The organism is Idiomarina loihiensis, from assembly GCF_024584785.1.
Classification (GTDB): domain Bacteria; phylum Pseudomonadota; class Gammaproteobacteria; order Enterobacterales; family Alteromonadaceae; genus Pseudidiomarina; species Pseudidiomarina fusca.
This window is the reverse complement of record NZ_CP074112.1, coordinates 2,747,001-2,766,456: the sequence shown is the minus strand read 5'-3', so window position 1 is coordinate 2,766,456 and position 19,456 is coordinate 2,747,001. Positions and strand designations below refer to the sequence as shown.

Annotated in this window: 14 protein-coding genes; 7 read left to right on the top strand and 7 right to left on the bottom strand. The window is 49.3% G+C overall.

Translation table 11 applies throughout. From position 1 onward, the window contains the following. Window positions 1-79 precede the first annotated feature (79 nt). The 3 genes from KGF88_RS13255 to KGF88_RS13245 all read left to right on the top strand — a co-directional run bounded on the left by KGF88_RS13255 (window position 80) and on the right by KGF88_RS13245 (window position 3,492). Window positions 80-907, top strand: coding sequence for a MipA/OmpV family protein (locus tag KGF88_RS13255; protein ID WP_153826914.1), 828 nt, complete (start codon window positions 80-82; stop codon window positions 905-907). 74 nt (window positions 908-981) lie between these two features. Further along, window positions 982-2,088: an NADH:flavin oxidoreductase gene (locus tag KGF88_RS13250; protein ID WP_153826915.1), complete on the top strand. Its 1,107-nt coding sequence runs from the start codon at window positions 982-984 to the stop codon at window positions 2,086-2,088. A 39-nt stretch (window positions 2,089-2,127) separates the two neighbouring features. After that, window positions 2,128-3,492 carry a DASH family cryptochrome gene (locus KGF88_RS13245; RefSeq protein ID WP_153826916.1) on the top strand — a complete coding sequence of 455 codons (1,365 nt, stop codon included), beginning with the start codon at window positions 2,128-2,130 and terminating at the stop codon, window positions 3,490-3,492. A gap of 8 nt (window positions 3,493-3,500) precedes the next feature. Here KGF88_RS13245 and KGF88_RS13240 read toward each other — a convergent pair whose 3' ends face one another. The 6 genes from KGF88_RS13240 to KGF88_RS13215 all read right to left on the bottom strand — a co-directional run bounded on the left by KGF88_RS13240 (window position 3,501) and on the right by KGF88_RS13215 (window position 14,042). Further along, window positions 3,501-4,478: an alpha/beta fold hydrolase gene (locus KGF88_RS13240; protein ID WP_153826917.1), complete on the bottom strand. Its 978-nt coding sequence runs from the start codon at window positions 4,476-4,478 to the stop codon at window positions 3,501-3,503. Window positions 4,479-4,553: 75 nt separating this feature from the next. After that, window positions 4,554-5,837 (bottom strand): O-acetylhomoserine aminocarboxypropyltransferase/cysteine synthase family protein, encoded by a 1,284-nt coding sequence (locus KGF88_RS13235; RefSeq protein WP_153826918.1) that lies wholly within the window; start codon window positions 5,835-5,837, stop codon window positions 4,554-4,556. Window positions 5,838-5,920: 83 nt separating this feature from the next. Then, window positions 5,921-6,988: a hypothetical protein gene (locus KGF88_RS13230; protein WP_153826919.1), complete on the bottom strand. Its 1,068-nt coding sequence runs from the start codon at window positions 6,986-6,988 to the stop codon at window positions 5,921-5,923. Continuing rightward, window positions 6,982-7,911 carry an alpha/beta fold hydrolase gene (locus KGF88_RS13225; RefSeq protein WP_153826920.1) on the bottom strand — a complete coding sequence of 310 codons (930 nt, stop codon included), beginning with the start codon at window positions 7,909-7,911 and terminating at the stop codon, window positions 6,982-6,984. Before KGF88_RS13225 ends, KGF88_RS13230 begins: the two co-directional genes overlap by 7 nt. A 98-nt stretch (window positions 7,912-8,009) precedes the next feature. Continuing rightward, entirely contained in the window at window positions 8,010-9,455 is a 1,446-nt protein-coding gene (locus KGF88_RS13220) for a GAF domain-containing protein (RefSeq protein ID WP_153826921.1), read from the bottom strand. Then, the gene (locus tag KGF88_RS13215; RefSeq protein ID WP_153826922.1) at window positions 9,456-14,042 is read right to left on the bottom strand and encodes an EAL domain-containing protein; all 4,587 of its coding nucleotides are present in this window, start codon (window positions 14,040-14,042) and stop codon (window positions 9,456-9,458) included. Between the two features lie 171 nt (window positions 14,043-14,213). On the opposite strand from KGF88_RS13215, the gene KGF88_RS13210 reads away from it, so the two are divergent. Genes KGF88_RS13210 through KGF88_RS13195 form a run of 4 tightly spaced genes read left to right on the top strand, consistent with a single transcriptional unit; the run spans window position 14,214 to window position 16,809 of the window. Then, on the top strand, window positions 14,214-14,699 hold the full coding sequence (locus KGF88_RS13210) for a YajQ family cyclic di-GMP-binding protein (protein ID WP_153826923.1): 486 nt from the start codon (window positions 14,214-14,216) through the stop codon (window positions 14,697-14,699). Next, window positions 14,692-14,811 carry a diguanylate cyclase domain-containing protein gene (locus tag KGF88_RS13205; protein WP_162014569.1) on the top strand — a complete coding sequence of 40 codons (120 nt, stop codon included), beginning with the start codon at window positions 14,692-14,694 and terminating at the stop codon, window positions 14,809-14,811. Before KGF88_RS13210 ends, KGF88_RS13205 begins: the two co-directional genes overlap by 8 nt. Before the next feature lie 7 nt (window positions 14,812-14,818). After that, the gene (locus KGF88_RS13200) at window positions 14,819-15,523 is read left to right on the top strand and encodes a class I SAM-dependent methyltransferase (RefSeq protein ID WP_238387081.1); all 705 of its coding nucleotides are present in this window, start codon (window positions 14,819-14,821) and stop codon (window positions 15,521-15,523) included. Beyond that, a complete protein-coding gene (locus KGF88_RS13195; RefSeq protein WP_153826924.1) occupies window positions 15,520-16,809 on the top strand; it encodes an anti-phage deoxyguanosine triphosphatase in 1,290 nt (429 codons plus the stop codon). The genes KGF88_RS13200 and KGF88_RS13195 overlap by 4 nt, the downstream gene beginning before the upstream one ends. Here KGF88_RS13195 and KGF88_RS13190 read toward each other — a convergent pair. After that, window positions 16,795-19,452, bottom strand: a complete 2,658-nt coding sequence (locus tag KGF88_RS13190) for an EAL domain-containing protein (RefSeq protein ID WP_153826925.1) — start codon at window positions 19,450-19,452, stop codon at window positions 16,795-16,797. The two genes, KGF88_RS13195 and KGF88_RS13190, sit on opposite strands and share 15 nt — an antisense overlap. Window positions 19,453-19,456 lie beyond the last annotated feature (4 nt).

The window sequence follows — 19,456 nt, the reverse complement described above, 5'->3', positions numbered from 1 at the left end:
ACTTTTTATTGGCATGACAGATCTGCTACCAACAGCTATACGTACTTATGGGCAATTAAACCTGTTTAGGAGAGGCTCCATGAAAAAGCTTTCAGCAATCTTATTGCCCTTAGCGTTGTTAGCAGGTGTCAATTCGACTGCACTGGCACAAGATAGCCAAGCAGCATTAGTACCTTTGCCATCCTTAGATGATTTCACCAAAGGTCAAGATGGCTGGGCCATTGGCTTAGGTGCTGGAGTTGAATACGAGTCAGCATACGAGGGCTCAGATGAATTTGGTTTAGAAGTGGACCCAGCAGGGGCCGTGCAATGGCGCCGTGGAAATGATATTTTCTACTTTGCGGGTGAAGCCATCGGTTGGCGCGGCTTACGTGCTGACACTTGGCTATTTGAAGCAACCATTGGTTTTGATGAAGGTCGTGAAGAAGCTGATTCTGACAAAGGCTACCTCAATGGCCTAGGCGATTCTGATGAAGGCGCTGAATTTGTGCTACAAGCACGCCGCGCCTTTGATGCCGATTGGCGTTACTGGTTAGACGGCCGTGTGATTGCCAGCGAAGATGGTAACCTAGGTATTTTTGGCGTAGGTACTCGCTTTGGTGATCAGCGAGACGGTACCGGAAATGAGTTGTCGCTAGTAGCCGTGTACCAAGATAGCGATCGCGCCAACCAAGATTTTGGTATCAACGCCGCACAAGCGGCTGCTTCTGGGTTAGCTCAAGCATCCTACAGTAGCGGTATGCGCTCAATCGGCTTACACTACAATTATCGTACTTATATCAACGAAAACTGGTTAGTCTTTGTTGAGGGGCTGTACGAACACTATGTTGGTGACATCAAAGACAGCCCAATCACTCGCAACGACTACGAAGCTGAGCTAGGCGTAGGTTTTATCTACATTTTCTAGTTCTCACACAAGTATTTGCTCATTTAGACGCAGCACTGTGATGTGCTGCGTTGTCTGTCTTAACAGGAGTTACCATGTCTTTAGATTTATCCCCGTTATTGCAACCCTTCAGTTGTAAAAGCTTAACCTTACGTAACCGCGTTGCAATGGCTCCCATGACCCGTAGTTTCGCACCGAACAATATCCCCAACCAAGCCATCGCAGACTATTATCAGCGTCGCGCAGCAGGCGAAATTGGCTTGATCATCACCGAAGGTGTCGAAATCAATCATGCTGGTGCCAGTGGCTTCCCTAATGTGCCGCAGTTGTTCGGCGATGCCGCGCTAGCAGGCTGGAAACAAGTGGTAGATGCGGTGCATGCGGCTGGTGGCCAAATCATTCCGCAATTATGGCATGTGGGTGCGGTTCGTAAACCTGAGCACGAAGGTGCGGCTCCGGCTTACAGCCCTTCTGGGTTATTTGCGCCAAGCAAACCTAGCGGCGTAGCTATGACTAAAAGCGATATTAAAGCTGCCATCGAAGCCTTTGCTGAAGCCGCTCGCAATGCCAAAGCAGTGGGTTTTGACGGGGTTGAAATTCATGGTGCGCATGGCTATTTGATTGACCAATTTTTATGGGAAGGCACCAACATTCGTGATGACGAATACGGTGGTTCGCTAGCGAATCGCGCTCGCTTCGCCGTCGAAGTCGTACAAGCGGTACGGGCTGCCGTTGGCGAAGATTTTGCTATTGTGTTTCGGTTCTCGCAATGGAAGCAACAAGCCTATGAGGCAAAATTAGCGGAGTCGCCAGAGCAATTAAAACAATTATTGGATCTTTTAGTAGCAGCTGGCGTGGATATTTTTCACGCATCAACCCGCCGTTTTTGGGAGCCGGAATTCGCTGGATCCGATCTAAACCTGGCTGGCTGGACGCAAAAACTGAGCGGTAAGCCTACCATTTCGGTGGGTAGCGTCGGCCTCACTGAAGATTTCATCAGCGGCACCTTTGCCTCTGATAAGCCGGCGGTAGAAAAGTCTGGTATTGACGAGCTGGTAAGACGCATGGGCAACCAAGAATTTGATCTGATTGCGGTCGGCCGGGCTTTACTGCAAGACTCTCAGTGGTTGGTCAAAATGCGCACCGGCAGAGCTGACGAAGTGGCAGCATTTAATAAAGCAGCGCTGCAAACTTTAGACTAATACCCAGCATAAACCTTCGTCTAAAGAGTGAAGTAAAGCATGGCAAAGCATCGAGTGGGATTAATGTGGTTTGAGCACGATTTACGAGTGCAAGATCATTCGTTGCTGCGCCTAGCTGCAACTGAAACAGACCAGCTGATATGCGTCTACTGCGTTAACCCTAAGTGGTTTAGTCCAAATCGTTATGGCTTACGCAGTATGGGCCAGCATCGTTGGCAGTTTTTACAGCAGAGTTTACGACAGCTACACCAACAGTTAGCACCTCTGGGCCAGCAACTGTTGGTAAGTTATCGTCCACCGCTAGAAACCATCGCCCGCCTGATTAGTCAATGTGGGGTTGATGTGCTGTACCGTAGTGAGCAGGCGGGCTATTACGAGCAGCAATATTGGGATATTGTGCGCCAGCGCTATCCGTTTTTGGATTATGTACAAGAGCATACTCACTCGCTGTTTGAACAAGCTCAGCTAGCGTCTTTGCTGCAGCCCTTTCCTAGCAGTTTTTCTAAATTTAGAAAGGCACTTGAACAAGGCGCGGCTGGTAACCGCCTCATTGATGCTATTGCTACGCCCTTGGCGGCGCCAGCAAGCTTACCACCGCCACCAGCACAGCTGGCTAAACTAGCTGCTAGTTTAGCGCCCTATACGGACTTGCAGCTGCCAACCACGCCGGCGGATACGGCTTTATTTGAAGGCGGTTGCGAAGCTGGCCTGACACATCTTCAAGCTTACTTTGCCGCTGCTCATGCGCAAACTTACAAGCAAACTCGCAATAGCTTAGATGAGTTTAGCCATTCCACCAAATTTTCACCTTGGTTAGCCAACGGCTCGCTCTCACCACGTCAAATATTAGCCCAGTTGCGGCTTCATGAAGCTCAGCAAGGTGCCAACGATAATACTTATTGGATCTTATTTGAGCTGCTGTGGCGCGAGTATTTTTACTGGTATGCACGCCATTATCAGCAGCGCTTGTTTGCTTTTGCCGGGATCAGCCAACGGCCATCGCGCACCAGTTTTTACGCCGGTAGATTTCAAAAATGGTGCCAGGGCAACACCCCTTTTCCGATTGTGAACGCTTGCATGAAGCAGCTTAATGCAACCGGTTACATGTCCAATCGCGGACGCCAGTTGGTGGCTAGTTGTCTCGTACACGAGCTCGGATTGGACTGGCGCTACGGGGCTGCTTATTTTGAACAACAACTGGTGGATTATGAGGTGGCTGCCAATTGGGGTAATTGGCAATATCTAGCCGGAGTTGGCGCGGACCCTCGTGGCCATCGCTGGTTCGATTTAGCCAAGCAAACCGCCCAGTACGACCCGCAGCAAGAGTTCATCAAACGTTGGCAAGGCGACCAGTTTGACCACCAGCTAGATCATGTCGATGCGGCCGATTGGCCGCTGTCCTAGTTACTTGCTTAATGCTGCTGCAACCAAGGGTACAGTTGCTGGTGTAAGGGTTGGTCCATCATCATCATCACAAAATGATTGCGCTCAGCTACTTCGGTCACCTGAATCGAATCTGACTGCAAAGGCGCAAAATAAGAATAAGGCGCAACCTTGTCGTGCTCACTGGCCAGAATCAAGGTAGGTACCTTTATCGCTGGCAACAGCTGTAGCAGATCTAACTGTTCAGGCTGCAACTGTTTATGCGCTAGCGCACTGTGAACGCCTTCTTTGATGGCTTCTTCAGTGACTATTTTACTGCTGCGTGCATGGGTTTTCTGGCTTACTTGCCAGGCAGCTTCAGCAAAATCACGCATAGGTGCAAACAACAGCATACCGCTAATATCATCACGGCGGCTTGCCACATGTGCGGCAGCCACTGCCCCCATAGAAAAACCAGTCAAATAGAGCGGGTGTGGGCGTTCTCGTGCTGGCAGCGAGTTAATCAGGGTATCAATGATGTCGGCGTCTAGCACGCCAAACCCTGGCTCGTCATGCGATGAGGCACCATGCCCTTGCAGATCAGGTATCACTACGTGAAAGCCGAGAAAACGATAGTAGTCTGCCAATAGGTACATGGTTTCTTTGCTGCCACCAAAACCATGCAGCAAGATCATAGTACCGCGACGAGCTTCTGGTATTTGCTCACGGTCTAGCTCTAGCTGATAGTTCACGGTTCGATCGGTAAAAGCCATGGTAAAGTCCCAAGAGCTTTTGTTGGTCTCAGTCTTAGGTGGTGCATACAGATAGCCCGTGCAGCCGCCTAAGTGTGGCATGCAGAACTGCCGCGATTCCATGCCCGCTTCGGCAATCACTTCAGGCATAGTAGTGGGCATACCAATAGGCTCTGCGCGTTGCAGTAATTGATATTCTACGTAGCTAGAACACCCCGATAACAAGGTTCCCATTAAGATAAATACAGCACTCGCCACGGTGAATTTACGCAACATCCAGAGCCCCTGATTCAATCGATTATTCAATAAGTAAGGCTCTGGATAATACCACTAATAAAGTTAACGGCAACGCTATTGCGCCAGAGCCTGCTCTAAATCCGCCAAAATGTCATCGATATGCTCAATCCCTACACACAGACGAATCGCTTCGGGCTTAACCCCAACCTTGGCTTGCTCTTCAACGCTTAACTGGCGATGGGTCGTTGATGCGGGATGACAAGCAAGTGACTTAGTATCACCGATGTTGACCAAGCGCTTGAACAATTTCAGGCTATCGTAAAAACGTACTCCTGCGGCATACCCGCCGGCCACGCCAAACGTTAGCAGACTTGCTGGTAAGCCACCTTGAATGAGGCGTTGCGCTAGTGGGTAATGCGGATGCTCTGAGCTGCCGGCATAATTGACCCAAGCCACCTGTGGATGTTGTTGTAAAAACGCCACCACTTTTGCCGCATTGTCACAATGACGCTGCATGCGCAGCTCTAACGTTTCTAATCCTTGTAGAATCAAAAACGCATTAAAGGGTGACAAAGCTGCACCTGTGTTACGCAGAGCTACGGTCCGTACCCGTGCGATAAATGCAGCCGGACCAAACGCCTCGGTGTACACCACCCCATGATAAGCAGGTTCTGGCTGACTGAACTGCGGAAACTTTGGCGCTGCCGCCAACCAATCAAAGGTGCCTCCATCAACAATAGCGCCAGCAATAGTAGTGCCATGACCGCCGATGTATTTGGTGAGTGAGTGCACCACAATATGCGCACCTAACTCAATAGGTTTACACAGGATTGGTGTGGCCACCGTATTATCAACCACCAACGGAATGCCATGCTCATTAGCCACCGCCGCTAACGCTGGAATATCTGCGATATTGCCGGCAGGGTTACCAATACTTTCACAGTAAATGGCCTTAGTATTAGCATCCACTAACGCCGCGACGTCAGCAGCTTGATCACTTGCTGCAAAGCGCACTTCAATACCCAACGCCGGCAATTGATGCGCAAACAAGGTATAGGTTCCACCATACACTTGCGGGGTGGTCACAATATTATCCCCCTGCTTAGCTAACGTAATTAAGGCATAGTGAATAGCCGCCATCCCTGAAGCCACCGCTAAGCTAGCGACACCGTCTTCAAGTGCAGCCAAGCGCTGCTCCAACACATCCGTCGTCGGATTCATAATGCGCGTATAAATATTGCCGGGTACGGCTAAATCAAATAAATCGGCACCGTGCTGTGCATCATCAAAAGCAAAAGCGGCGGTTTGATACAGGGGCACGGCCACCGCTTTGGTGGTTGGGTCGGCAGAAAAGCCGTGATGCAAAGCAAGGGTAGCTGGATGCTGAGTCGTCGTCATGGCAAACCTCAATTATAGACATTTAAATTTCTAGATGTTTAGACGTCCATAATAATTGGATTTTACCAACACGCAAGTCTTTTTTATAAGCGCTTTAGCAATTCTAAAATATCGCTATGCACGCCAGCGGCGGTTACTTCGGCACCGGCTCCGGGGCCCTGAATAATTAACGGATTATGCCAATACTGACGACTCCGAATCATAAAGTTTGCATTGCCTGGGGGTAACTGCGCATAGCTTGACGTAGCCGCAATAGGCTGCAACGAAGCCGCTGCTTGTACCTGCCCTTGCTCGTTCAAAGCCACGCTACCTAAGTAGCAGAATTGTGTGGCCTCTGGGTAATGCTCAAGCCGCCAGCGTTCGAAGGTATCATCGAGTATATGGCGCTGCTGCCAAAATTCCTTTAATGACAGTTGTCGCAGCGGCGGTGGTACCAGATTATGCACCTCGATATCCGCTAATTTCAGTTGCCAGCCGGCTTCACGCGCTAAGATGAGTAGTTTGCGCGCCACATCCATCCCCGACAGATCTAAGCGCGGGTCAGGTTCGGTGAGGCCTTGCGTGGCGGCTTGCTGAAGCCAATCGCTGAGCTTATCGCCAGGCCGGTACTGCTGAAACACCCAACTTAGCGAACCTGAAAAATTACCTTCCATCGCTTTTAGCTCATCATGGCAAGCCAAGCGTTCATTAATTGCTTTTTGAATGGGTAAACCGGCGCCCACTGTAGTGTTGTAAAGCCAATGGCGCTGATAGCGCTGAAGCTGCTTGATCACTTCTCGATAATAATCAGGGTGACTTGAGCCGGCGTATTTGTTGGCGCTAATAAGATGAGCACCAGCCGCAATCCAAGCAGGATAGGCCCTACTGATAGCTTTACTTGCGGTTAGATCTAACACTACAACCTGCTGCTCTTGCTGCTGCAACTGCAAGATATGCGCCCGCACTTGGTCCGCTGGATGACCCTGATAAGGGTGCTGATACTGCCCCTGAGAAATATCGCTGTGAGCAACTAGCGCTAACGGCTGCGATAAACGCAAGCCTTGGGTATTCGCCACTGCGCTCACGTAGGCAACTGCTGGCAGATGTGGAGCAAACTGCTGCAGCCAAGTTTGACCAATATTGCCACAGCCAACAACAATAATGGCTAGCATGATGCCTCCGCTAGGGCTTGCTGTAAAAACTGCCGCAGTAACTCAGCGTAGCGCTCGGTATCTTTGATAAAGCCATCGTGGCCATAACTTGAAGGCGTGATCCAACATCCCTGACAGTCGGGCAATTGCTCAGCAAATTCATGCAATACCGCCGGTGGTACCAGCTGATCACTGTCAAAACCCAGCAATAAAGTAGCTGCAGTGATACTGGCAGGATCAATTCGATAGTTATCTAACGCCGGCCCAAAAACTTCAAACAATTGCTGCGTACGAGGCAACGAGCGGGTTACCGTACGCAGTCCACGGCTTTCGATATAAGCCACCGCTGCTTGCGGATCCGGGTAAAACTGGTCCATGGCATCAGCACTACGATAGCTGAGCATCGCTAAGGCTCGAGCGAGCTGTGCTCCGCGTGCTGGCACGCCAGCGACATTTCCTAGGCGGACCAATTCACGCTGAATATGTCTTAACATCACGGCCTGTGCGGTAGGGCGATGAGCCGCACCTATGATGGCCAAGTGTGGTACCGGCAATAGAGCTTGGCGATGAATTTCCAGCCCAACTAGACCGCCGTAAGAGCCACCCACAATTGCCGCTAGTTCAGTGACTCCAAGTTGTTGCAAAGCACTGGCACAAAGTTCTGCTTGCGCCGCAATCGAGGTCGGTGCCTCGGCTATGCTAGAGTCACCATTGCCACCACCATAATCCAAGGTAAAAACACGCCAGCGATGGCTCTCAATGGCTGCAGCTAACCCTTGCCACCAACCATCACCCGCTGCGGTAATAGCATCACGGGTAGCGGAAATCCCGCCCAAAATAAGCAGCGCAGGCGCCGTGCTAGCACCGTATTCGTTAACGTAGAGTACCCCGTTTGGTAACTGACACTGGTGAGTTATGGCGACAGGCCATGGTGTGGATAACATACAAAGGTCCTTCAACTGCGATCAGGTAAACACCCATTGCGGGCTACTTTAACGCGGTTTTGGACCTTTATCAATATAGACGTTTAGACATCCATAAATTATTTGAGTAATTGTAGCAGTAACCGCACTTTCATCAGCTTTAGTCGAGTATCCTCACTCCAAGGCATACTGAAAGATAACCCTGTTTCTATCCACTTCTCAAAGGATCGGCGAGGTGAAATAGCCAGCTCACCTTGTTGCTCGTGCGGCTTATCAGGCCGCCCACCCCACGAAATCTGATAGGTTTCACAACCCCGCAACAGGTATAATTGAAACCCCTGCTGGCTCTGTGGTAACGCATTAAGCGCGGCAACGCCAGCCACTTCGCTTAATTCAATAGCTGGCAACGCACCGAGCAAGTTATCCGTTTGCCACAGCATTTCTTTACTGTTTAAAAGCTTCGCTTGCACCTGTTTGAAAGCATGAGGTTCTAGTTTAAGAGTACCTGCTGTGAATTGCTCGTTAGCATGCACCAACAGCACCCCTTGTAGCTTAAACTCATTCATTAACCACGCACTTAGCTGCGGCCAAACATCGCTGAAGCTCTCCGCACTATTGATTCGCACTTGGAGTTTATTCAACTGCTCTTGCATGCGGGCATGTAGATTCACGCGTTTACGCGCAGCAAACTCGCGCAACATAAGATTAAATTGGGCGATCACTTCCCATAAATGTTGCATCACAGGTAAAGGTATTGCCTTAGCTTCAGCATCATGAATAGAAAGTAATGCAGATAGCTCGTTACGCCCAATAATGGACCAGCTCACGGAGCTCATGACGCCCATATTGCGCATGTATTGAATATGAATCGGCGAGACACTGCGCAAATGGCTGTGAGTAAGGTCTGGGGTGAAATGCCCCATCACGGCAGCGGTTGGCGCACTGGCGTCGTAAATTGCCCGCCACGGTGTTTTCAAATACAAATTCCGAGCAATCTGCGGGATATCACTGGCCGGAAACCTTAAGCCGAGGTAACTCCCCATGCCCTCACGTTGGCAACACTCGGCAATGACTTCACCATCGCCCGAAGGTAGAAACTCGTAATACATCACCCGCTCAAAACCAGTCAGTTCGGCGATATAATCAACCAACTGCTGGCGAACTGAATTGAGCACAGCATCACTATCTATACTAGGTGGCAACACTTTGATTGCTGACTGCAAGCGCACGTGCGGCAAACTAGGGACCAATTCGATGGCCATATGTTGCTCATCAACTGCATTCAAAATAACGTCTAAACGGCTGTTAATCCCCTGTAGCTCATTCTCATAAAACTGCGTTGTGCCGTTAAAATTTTGGATCAGCCCTTCTAAAATTTCTGGTACCAAATGGCCCACCGAATGCTCATCAAAACCACTAATAAAATCGCTAATATTGGTTGATAAATGAGTGATCTGAATAGTCTTTTTGTTCGCAATCAGCAAGGCACCATAACTTTGAATGGCGCCACTCAAGTGCAGTTGTTCTTGCTCACAGGCTTGAATAAATCCACCGCTAGTTACCACTTATTTGCTTCCTTTCAATAGCTTCACAAAGTCATCCGCACTCATTGGCTTTGCCAATAAATAGCCTTGAGCATAGTCACAACCATAAGTCGCTAACCAATCTAATTGCTCTTTAGTTTCAACACCTTCAGCTACGGTACGAATATCTAAGGCCTGGGCCATCGCTAAAATAGCCTTAGCAATAGCTTCATCGTTGGCTTCTTGCGCTAACCCATCCACAAAGCTCTTATCGATTTTCAACTCGGCGAGGGGCAGCCGCTTCAAATAACTCATCGACGAATAACCCGTGCCAAAATCATCAATACTGAGCTGAATACCCGCATTGCGTAAGCGTTCAATATTGCCTAACTCAGAATTCCGTTGCGATACCAAAGTACGCTCGGTTAACTCAATCTGAATCATCAGCGAGTGCACTTTATATTGCTCCAACAAACGTAAAATCAGGTCAACATAACCCTCATGCTGAAAGCTCTTGGGCGACACATTTAAGGCCATCGCCGGATAATCAATACCTTGCTGCTGCCATTTGGCTAGTTGTCGAATCAGCTCGCTGGCTACATAAAAATCCACATCGACAATTAAATTACTTTGTTCCGCTACGGCAATAAAATCAGCTGGGCTAACTTGTCCTAACTCGTCATGATGCCAGCGCAATAAAGCTTCAGCGCCGACAATAAGATTAGGCTCAGCCACTTTAAATTTAGGCTGATAGGCCAGATACAAATCACCACGACGTAAGGCTTCGCGTAATTTGTTCTCAACATCGGCGTGGCGTAACAGCTGGGATTGCAACTCTTCTTTATACAATTCGTAGCGATTTCGACCGTTATCCTTGGCACGGTACATCGCAGTATCGGCTGCCTTGATCAAGGTGGTGGTATCCACGCCATCATCCGGATAGAGAGCGATGCCAATACTGCCGCTCATGTAATGGCGATGCCGTTGAATCACAAACGGCTGGCTTAATACCTCCAAGGCTTGCCGCGCTACGCGTTCGGCCGCACCCAAAGTGGCATCACCTAGCACAATGGTAAATTCGTCACCGCCTAAACGAGCGACTGTATCCACTTCTCGCACAACTGCCTTTAAGCGCTCTGCAGCCTGAATTAATAACTCATCACCGGCATCATGGCCGAGCGTATCGTTGAGGTTCTTGAAGTTATCCAGATCGATGAACAATAACGCCACTGCTGATTTATCTCGCTTGGCCACATCAATAGCATGACCCAAGCGGTCTTGTAACAAGGTTCGATTAGGTAAGGCGGTCAGACTATCGTGGGTGGCTAAATACTCAGCTTTGCGCTGCGACTCTTTTAAGTTAGAAATATCAGCAAACACTGCAACGTAAGCAGATCTGTCTAATTCTGGTGACTGGATTCTATTGATGGTTAACCACACCGCAACACTGCTAGCTGCCTCATCACCCTGCTGCATTAATGAGACTTCACCTTGCCAAAAGCCGGTTTGGCTGAGTTCCGTGGTTATCCTTTGTACTGCCTTTTCGGCATCACGTTCGCAATACACCAAGTTCCAAAAACAACTCTCTAGCGCATCAGCTTCAACTAATTGAGTTAAATGCTCAAACGCAGAGTTAACGGTCTGAATCAGCCCCTGTTGATCCATCACTACAATCGCTTCGCCCGCTTGTTCGTAAACTCGTGCGGCGATTTGTAATTGCTGCTCCGCTTTCTTGCGCAGCGTAATATCCTCAGCCTCGATTAAAATGGCATAGGCTTTGCCCTGCTCGTTCAACAACGCTTGATGCACGGTGCGATACACCTGCTGACCTTGCTGATTGTTTAAGTGATGTTCATGAGTAACCGACTTCAACGAGCGCACCGTACGCAAATCACACTCAAGCATAGAGGCGGCAAAATCGTGAGGAAACAAATCAAAGTCTGTTCGTCCTAATACGTCGTCTGCGGTTAGGTTAAACATGCTTTCAAAGCTTGGGTTAATCAGTGAGTACTCGCCGTTAAGGGATTTCAACGCCAATATCATGGTGGTATTTTCCATGATCTGCGCTAACTGATGTTGCGATGCCTGTAACTGCTCCTGAGTGCGAGTGATTTCGGTGACATCAATCAAGGTCACTAGCACCGCATACACGTCACCACGTCGATTAAGCCCTGGCGTGACTGTCACTTGTACCACCTCTTGCTGGCCTCGCACCACATGCTGGGCCGTATCACCCTCAGAGTAGGCTTGCTCAAACAACTTAATGGCGTCGTTCTGAATAAAATGAGGCAGCTTTAGCTTAGCAAAATCACGGCCTATCATATTTCCACGCAAAGCTAGTCGGCGCTGTGCTGCAGCGTTATAACGCAGTAGTTTGCCATCGGTATCAAACACCAACAGTGGAAATTCCAAAGCATCATAAACATGAGCATATTCATCGTTTAGAGCAATCAGCTCAGCTGTTTTTACGTTCAGTTCTTGGTTAAGACTAATCAGCTCTTCATTGGTAGCTTGCAACTCTTCGTTGGCGGCCTCGAGCTCTTCGTTGGTGGCCTGCATCTCTTCGTTAGAAGCTTGCATTTCTTCGTTTAAGCTTTGCATTTCTTCATTAGAAGAAGCCAGCTCTTCTACCATGGCTTGAAGATGCTCACGGGTCGCAAACAATTCGTCTTGCAACAGCTGCTGGGTTGCGGCTGAGTTACGGGTTAACTCTTGGGCTTGCTCACGCGCATTGGGCATAAAGGCTGGCAACACAGTGACCATAAATAACTTGGTTTGAGCGTGCGCTAGCGGCATCACCATCAATTGCCAGTGCTCTCCCGCCACATGGTGAGTCTGCCCCAACATACGCTCGGCAGTCCAATCGTAGTTACTAAGCAAATTACCAAGTTCAGTTCTAAAGCGGGGATGAATAATGTCTTTCAGCGCCAGCCCCTGCAACGCCTTAGCAATCGCGTTCAAGCCCACATCTGATAACGGCTGCTGCAATTCTACTGCGGCTAGTGGCAAATCGGTTAAGCGCTCAGCCGCAGGCCCCTGCTTAAAAAATCGGTCGACCCGCCCCAATGCCCGCAGCACCATGCCATCGGCTTGGCACACCACTGCGGCGGCGGGGACATTGCGCAACCAATGATGCAGATGGTGTAACAACTGCTCAGCATCAACCTTCATCAGATTACTGGAGTTTGGTTTGGCGCTGGTAGGAGCTTGGGTGAGCTCGGGCGTAACCGTCACCTCGGGCGATTTGCTGTAGAGCCGATCGCGGCGATGGCTGACACTGAAGAATTCTTCAGCGTGACTGATACTTTCAGAACGCCCCAAAAACAACACACCGTCGTTAGCTAAAGCAAAATGAAAGCGTTGTAATACCTTGCGTTGTAGTTGTGGCGAGAAATAGATCAGCACATTGCGACAGGTAATAAAATCGACCCGCATAAAAGGCGGATCCGATACTAAATTGTGTTTAGCGAACACCACCATATCACGCAGCTTTTTACTGACCTCAAACTGATCGTTGTAGGGCTTGAAGTAACGCTCCAGCAAACGTGGTGGAATATCGGCTAGAGCTCCAGTTGGATACACGCCACGGCGGGCAATACGCAGGGCTTCTTCATCGAGATCCGTGGCAAAAATGACCACCCCGGGTGGCTGGTCAAGATGCTGCAGCGCCTCGGCGGCTAGCATAGCCACACTATATGCCTCTTCACCTGTGGCACAGCCAGCTATCCAAATCCGCAATTCTTGTTGTTGATGCTGCTGCAAATGCTGTTTTAACAAGCCATTGAAGCTTTCAAAAGCCTCTTTATCGCGAAAAAATGAGGTCACCGAAATCAGAATATCCCGCGCTAATTCATCTAATTCGGTGGCATGCTCTTGCAGTAAGTGTAAGTAATCTTTAACCCGCCCCGCACCCGTCGCTACAATTCGACGTTGAATGCGGCGCGCCATAGTACCCGTCTTATAACCACTAAAGTCGAGTTGTTTGCGTTCTTTTAAAAGCTCGACAACCCGCTCTAGAACCTGCTCCGAAATACTATTGTCATCGCTCAAATGCATGCGAATAAACTCTGGCATTTGTGCGGCTATCGCTGCTGGCGTTAAGACAAAATCAGCACAGCCCGCGTCAATCGCCGACTGTGGCATACCCGCATATTTGGCCGTAGCAGGGTCTTGCACAATGGTCACCCCGCCTTCAGCCTGAATCGCTCGAAGGCCTAAGGTACCATCGCTACCTGTCCCCGACAGCACCACCCCAATGGCACGGTCTCCCATTTCTTCAGCAAGGGTTTTAAAAAACATATTCACCGAGGGTTTGGGAGAGATTTCAGGTTTAACCGGCGTCAGCTCGATGCGACCGTCTTGGTAGATAGCATTACTATTAGGTGGCACCACATAGATGGTGCCACTACGGGGCTTGGTTGAGCGCTGCAAGGACATCACAGAAAGATTGGTTCCACGTGCCAAAATTTCGGGCATCATGCTTTTGTGGGTTGGCGATAAGTGCTGCAACACCACATAACACGCAGGCAGTTTAGCGTCCAAATCATGAATGAGCGCACTCACGGCTTCTAATCCACCGGCCGAGGCGCCAATACCTATCACAATCATGGGCTTTCCATGTGCTGCCATACGTCTCCTTAATTTTACTAGCCGTTGTTAACAGTTATATGCGGAACTTGGTATTTTGACAAATAATGCTGCGCATATTTAACAAATATTCTATCATTACTGCAGTCCAAGTTCGCACACTTAAATACGAACCTAACCTGCACCAACTTACTAACCGATGAGATTTTTGTCATGCCAAGTTTTGATGTTGTGTCTGAAATAGACAAAGTTGAACTGAAGAACGCCGTGGATAATGCCACCCGTGAACTCACTACACGCTTTGATTTTCGTGGGGTTCTAGCCACCATCGAGCAGCAAGAGTTAAACGTTACCTTAACTTCAGAGTCCGATTTTCAGGTACGCCAAATTCAGGACATTTTTAATAATCATTGCGCTAAACGTAACATTAGTTTAGCAGGCTGTGACATACCTGATGAACCTACTCACAGTGGTAAAACTTTTAGCTTAACCATCAACTTTAAACAAGGCATTGATCAGCCTTTAGCTAAAAAAATCACGCAATTAATTAAAGCCAGCAAAATCAAAGTACAAAGTTCTATTCAGGGGGACAAAGTGCGAGTTACTGGTAAAAAACGCGATGACTTACAAGAAGCCATTGCCTTGCTACGTCAATCAGACATAGAGCAACCCTTGCAATATGAAAACTTCCGTGACTGATAAGTCAGCACTGCCGCGCGACTGGCAAGACCTCATGCGCCAAGCCGACCAAGCTATGTATAACGCCAAAGCAGCGGGACGTAATTGCGTACATGTATGCCCGTTGCCCTGATGGCCAAATGATGATGCCAGCCATGCAAGCCGGGCCGGCTTGTCCATTATGTGCTGCAGTTGCCACTAAGCTATGTTACCAACAGGCAAAAGGCGCACTCACGGGGCGGCGCTATTGGCATTGCCAACAATGCCAATTAATCCATGTCGCAGCAGCCGATCAACTCACTGCCGAGCAAGAAAAAGCCGAATACGACTTGCATCAAAATAGTCCCGCAGATGTCGGCTATCGCACCTTTTTAGACCGCTTAGTGCAGCCGCTGGTAGCCCAACTGCAGCAAACTCATCAAAAGCCAGCACAAGGATTAGATTTTGGTTGTGGCCCTGGCCCTACATTAGCATCGATGCTTAACGATCACGGTCATCACTGTGCCAACTACGATCTCTACTATGCCTATCAGCCGGAACTGTTACAGCACCAATACGATTTTATCACCTGCACCGAGGTGGTCGAACACCTCACCCAACCGGGCCTTGTAATGCAGCAATTGTTGGACTGTCTTAAACCCGGTGGCTGGTTGGCCATCATGACCCAACGCTGGACCGCACTAGAACGCTTTGCTGGCTGGCGGTATCGCCATGACCCTACCCATATCAGCTTTTTTCACGAGCAGACTTTTCGTTGCTGGGCACACCAGCATGGCTTGCAGCTTCACCTTCATCCGCGCGATGTTGTACTATTGCGTAAACCCTTAACGGATAAGCACCCATGACAGCAATTTGGCAACAACGACGTTCCGGTGGCCCGCAGCCACGTCCCGGTGATTTACGCACCGCTTGGCAGCGTGATCGCGCCCGCGTACTCCATTCAGCTGCGTTTCGTCGGTTACAGTCGAAAACCCAAATCATGAACGTGGGTGAAAACGACTTTTATCGAACGCGCCTAACCCACTCCCTTGAAGCCGCACAAATCGGCGCCTCACTGATCAATCAGTTGCAACAGGTCAGCGCGCCAGAATTAGCCGCTATGCTGCCTGATCTCAACTTAATGGAAACCCTTTGTTTAGCCCATGATATCGGCCACCCCCCGTTTGGTCATGGTGGTGAAACGGCGCTCAATTATAAAATGTTGGGGGCAGGTGGGTTTGAGGGCAATGGCCAAACGTTTCGAATCGTGGGCAAACTCGAAGCTTACCACCCGCAGCATGGGATGGATTTAACCCGCCGTACCCTGCTGGGGCTGTTAAAATATCCGGTTTTGATGCCGCCTTTGTCGGCGCCGCCGGCAACCTCGCAGCCAATCAGCCTGAGCCAGTTTAAGCCAGCAAAAGCATTGTTTGCATGTGATGCCGACCTGCTCGACTGGGTGTTAGACCCACTCAGCAACCAAGACCGTGAACTGTTCCAACAAGTGCAACAGTTACCTCAATCGCCATGGCAACGCTCACTGCACAAGTCTTTGGATGCGAGCCTGATGGAGCTGGCCGATGATATCGCCTATGGCGTGCATGATTTAGAAGATGCGGTGGTAACAGGCACCTTAAATGAAAGCCAATGGCATGGCCATCTTGACCAAATCTTGGTGCAGCTACCGAACGAGTTGGCAGCACTTATGCAGCAACTTGGCCAACAGCTTTTTGCCAACGAACATCATCTGCGTAAAAATGCCATTGGCGCTATGGTGAATATTTTTGTTACCGCAATTCGCTTAGAGCAGGTGCTAGAAGCAGCTGAGCAACCTTTGATTGCTTATAATGCAACCTTACCGGAGGCTGAACGCCTGTTACTCAATAGTTTGAAAAGTGTGGTGTTTGAGCATGTAATTAACGACCCAGCGATTCAGCAATTACGCTATCGTAGTCAGAACATGCTGCTAGATTTATTTACTGCTTTGCACACTGAGCCAGAGCGCCTGTTGCCACGCAATACCCGCACCCGCTGGTTACAAGCTGGCAGCCAAGGGGGCCCAACTGCTGCCGATCGTATTTTGTGCGACTACGTAGCCGGGATGACCGACGATTATGCAGAACGTATGTACCGCAATTTATTTATGGTTTAGCCAAGCCAGTAATTCTGGCAGCGGCAGTGGTTTGCAGAATAAGTAACCTTGCATGTAATCACAGGCGTAGCGCTGTAAATAAGCTTGCTCCGCCTCGGTTTCTACGCCCTCGGCTACGGTCGCTATGCCAAGCTCCGCGGCCATGGTTAAGATGCCTCGGGTGATAGCCGCATTGGCTGTATTCTGATGAATATTGTCAATAAAGCTGCGGTCTATTTTTAAACGTTGCGCTGGTATCCGAGTTAAATAGCTCAAGCTTGCATAGCCGGTACCAAAATCATCTAACGCTATGTCCAGCCCCAACTCGCGTAGTTGCTGCAAAATCTCAAAGATATGACTGCTATCGCGCATTAAGACATTTTCTGTAATTTCTGCCACCAGTTGCCCGGGACGTAAGTTATACGGCTTAATGATTCGCTCTACCGACTCAACAAAATCATCACGATAAAACTGCATCGGCGAGAAGTTCACCGCCACATGGGGCACTCCAGCCTCACGTAAGGTTTGGCTATCCATACAAGCCTGATTAAGTACCCACTCACTAATTGCGATGATTTGGCCGGTCTTTTCCGCTAATGGAATAAACTCTGCTGGCGAGATAAATCCCTGTTCTGGGTGCTTCCAGCGAATCAAGGCTTCCACCCCATGGATCGCCCCCTGCGCACTTACAATCGGCTGGTAGAACAACTCAAATTGTTGCTGCGCAATGGCTTCTTGTAACTGCGAACGGCGCTGAATTTGTAATTGTGCACCTTCATCAAACACTGGCGAGAACCACTGCAAACCGTTACTACCGCGACGCTTAACTTCATACATAGCAACATCGGCGTGTTGAATCAGCTGATTGGGATAACGCACACTGCTGTCGTTAGTAGCAATCCCAATCGCCGCCGATAACGATACTTCTGCTTGTTCAAACACAAAGGGATGGAGGAACTGATCGAGCAATCGTTGCGCCAGCTGGGTTACTGCGGCAATTGAGGTTTGGCTCTGAACCACAGCAACAAATTCATCACCACCAAAGCGCGCCAGCAAGTCTTCTGCTGGTAATACGGCACGCAGACGCTGCCCTGTCTGCACTAAAATTTCATCACCAAACTCATGACCCAAGCTGTCATTGATAGGCTTAAAGCCATCCAAATCAATAAATAAAACAAAGACTGATTCTAGAGCTGCGGAGTCGTCGGCTAGCGCTTGCTGTAAACGCTGTTCTAACATGCTGCGGTTGGGTAATCCTGTTAAAGGATCATGGCTGGCATGAAAAGCGAGGCTACGTTCCCGCTCTACCCGCTCGGTAATATCTGTTTGCACTCCAACCCAGTGGGTTAGTTCACCTTGGTCATCGCGTACCGGTGATAACAGTAATTCATTCCAAAACATACTGCCGTCTTTACGATAATTTTTAATCACCGTTCGAGCTTCAATTTGCTGAGCTATAGCAGCATCTATCTCGGCTATAGCAGCAAGATCCGTATCCGGACCGCGCAGTTTATCGCAATTATCCCCTAGCATTTCTGCTTCTGAATAACCGGTAATTTGAGTAAACGCTGGATTGACATAGATTAAGGGATAACCCGGTTTACGTGCATCACTGATCACAATGCCATCAGTGCTTGATTCTAAGCAACGGCGGAACAACACCAAGCGCTCTTCATCGTCGCGTTGCTGGGTTACATCTTTTGCAATCCCATGCACGCCCACAACCTGATGATTCACCTTCATCGGCATGTTGGTAATATTGAGGGTACGTAGCTGGCCCGCACTATTTAAAATGCGGATCTCATAGCGCTGCGGCTGCCCCGCCACAGCTGCGAGAAAATGTTCCTGAGTACGTTGTTTGTCTTCTTCAAGTACCACCACATCGTAGCGCTGGCCCAATATTTCGCGCTCAGAAGCTTGCACCAAGGCTTCACCAGCGGCGTTTAAACTAGTAAAACGCCCCTCTAAATCTAACGTAAACACTGCCTCTGGGTTGTAGGCAAACAATGAATTCGCCCGCTGCTCGCTGCGTTCGCGCGCCAAGCGTTCATGATGCTGTTGCATCACAAGGGCTAATAGCTCACAGCTACGTTCAATGATGGCGCGTTGTTGCTGATTAGGTAACCGCTCGCGCTCGGAGTAGACCGCAAGAGTACCTAAGAGCTGCTGCTGCGCGGTATACACTGGAAAGGACCAAGCTGAGCTCAGCTTAAACTGCTTTATTAATGGCATAAAGGCTTCAAATCGAGTGTCTTCATGCATCTTGGCAACCACCACCGGACGCCCTTGCGCGGCGGCCGTGCCACAGGCGCCCACACCGTTAGCAATAGGTAACATTTGCAAGCCATCAAACAAAGATTTAGGCAGCCGCGCAGTCGCCACCGCACTTAAACTGGTGCGCTGCTCATTTGCTACCATCACCGAAGCGAAACTAAACGGAATTTGTGATTCTAGCAGAGCACAAATTCGCGATAGTTTTTGCTCCAGCGGTTGGTCCGTAGCAATACTGCTCAAAGTATCGTAGTTGGCCTGTACCCACTGCTTCAACAACCGTTGTTGATAACGTGCTCGCAACCAAAACCACAAGGCGCCAGCACCCGTAGCCATAGTGACTATGAGTAAGATAAAAATGAACAATAATAGGTTGTTTTCAATGGCTATCATTACA

Bases quoted from the DNA above. Each gene is read 5' to 3' on its own strand.
- KGF88_RS13255 (WP_153826914.1), top strand. From the start codon at position 80: ATGAAAAAGCTTTCAGCAATCTTATTGCCCTTAGCGTTGTTAGCAGGT.
- KGF88_RS13250 (WP_153826915.1), top strand. From the start codon at position 982: ATGTCTTTAGATTTATCCCCGTTATTGCAACCCTTCAGTTGTAAAAGC.
- KGF88_RS13245 (WP_153826916.1), top strand. From the start codon at position 2,128: ATGGCAAAGCATCGAGTGGGATTAATGTGGTTTGAGCACGATTTACGA.
- KGF88_RS13240 (WP_153826917.1), bottom strand. From the start codon at position 4,478: ATGTTGCGTAAATTCACCGTGGCGAGTGCTGTATTTATCTTAATGGGA.
- KGF88_RS13235 (WP_153826918.1), bottom strand. From the start codon at position 5,837: ATGACGACGACTCAGCATCCAGCTACCCTTGCTTTGCATCACGGCTTT.
- KGF88_RS13230 (WP_153826919.1), bottom strand. From the start codon at position 6,988: ATGCTAGCCATTATTGTTGTTGGCTGTGGCAATATTGGTCAAACTTGG.
- KGF88_RS13225 (WP_153826920.1), bottom strand. From the start codon at position 7,911: ATGTTATCCACACCATGGCCTGTCGCCATAACTCACCAGTGTCAGTTA.
- KGF88_RS13215 (WP_153826922.1), bottom strand. From the start codon at position 14,042: ATGGCAGCACATGGAAAGCCCATGATTGTGATAGGTATTGGCGCCTCG.
- KGF88_RS13210 (WP_153826923.1), top strand. From the start codon at position 14,214: ATGCCAAGTTTTGATGTTGTGTCTGAAATAGACAAAGTTGAACTGAAG.
- KGF88_RS13200 (WP_238387081.1), top strand. From the start codon at position 14,819: ATGATGATGCCAGCCATGCAAGCCGGGCCGGCTTGTCCATTATGTGCT.
- KGF88_RS13195 (WP_153826924.1), top strand. From the start codon at position 15,520: ATGACAGCAATTTGGCAACAACGACGTTCCGGTGGCCCGCAGCCACGT.
- KGF88_RS13190 (WP_153826925.1), bottom strand. From the start codon at position 19,452: ATGATAGCCATTGAAAACAACCTATTATTGTTCATTTTTATCTTACTC.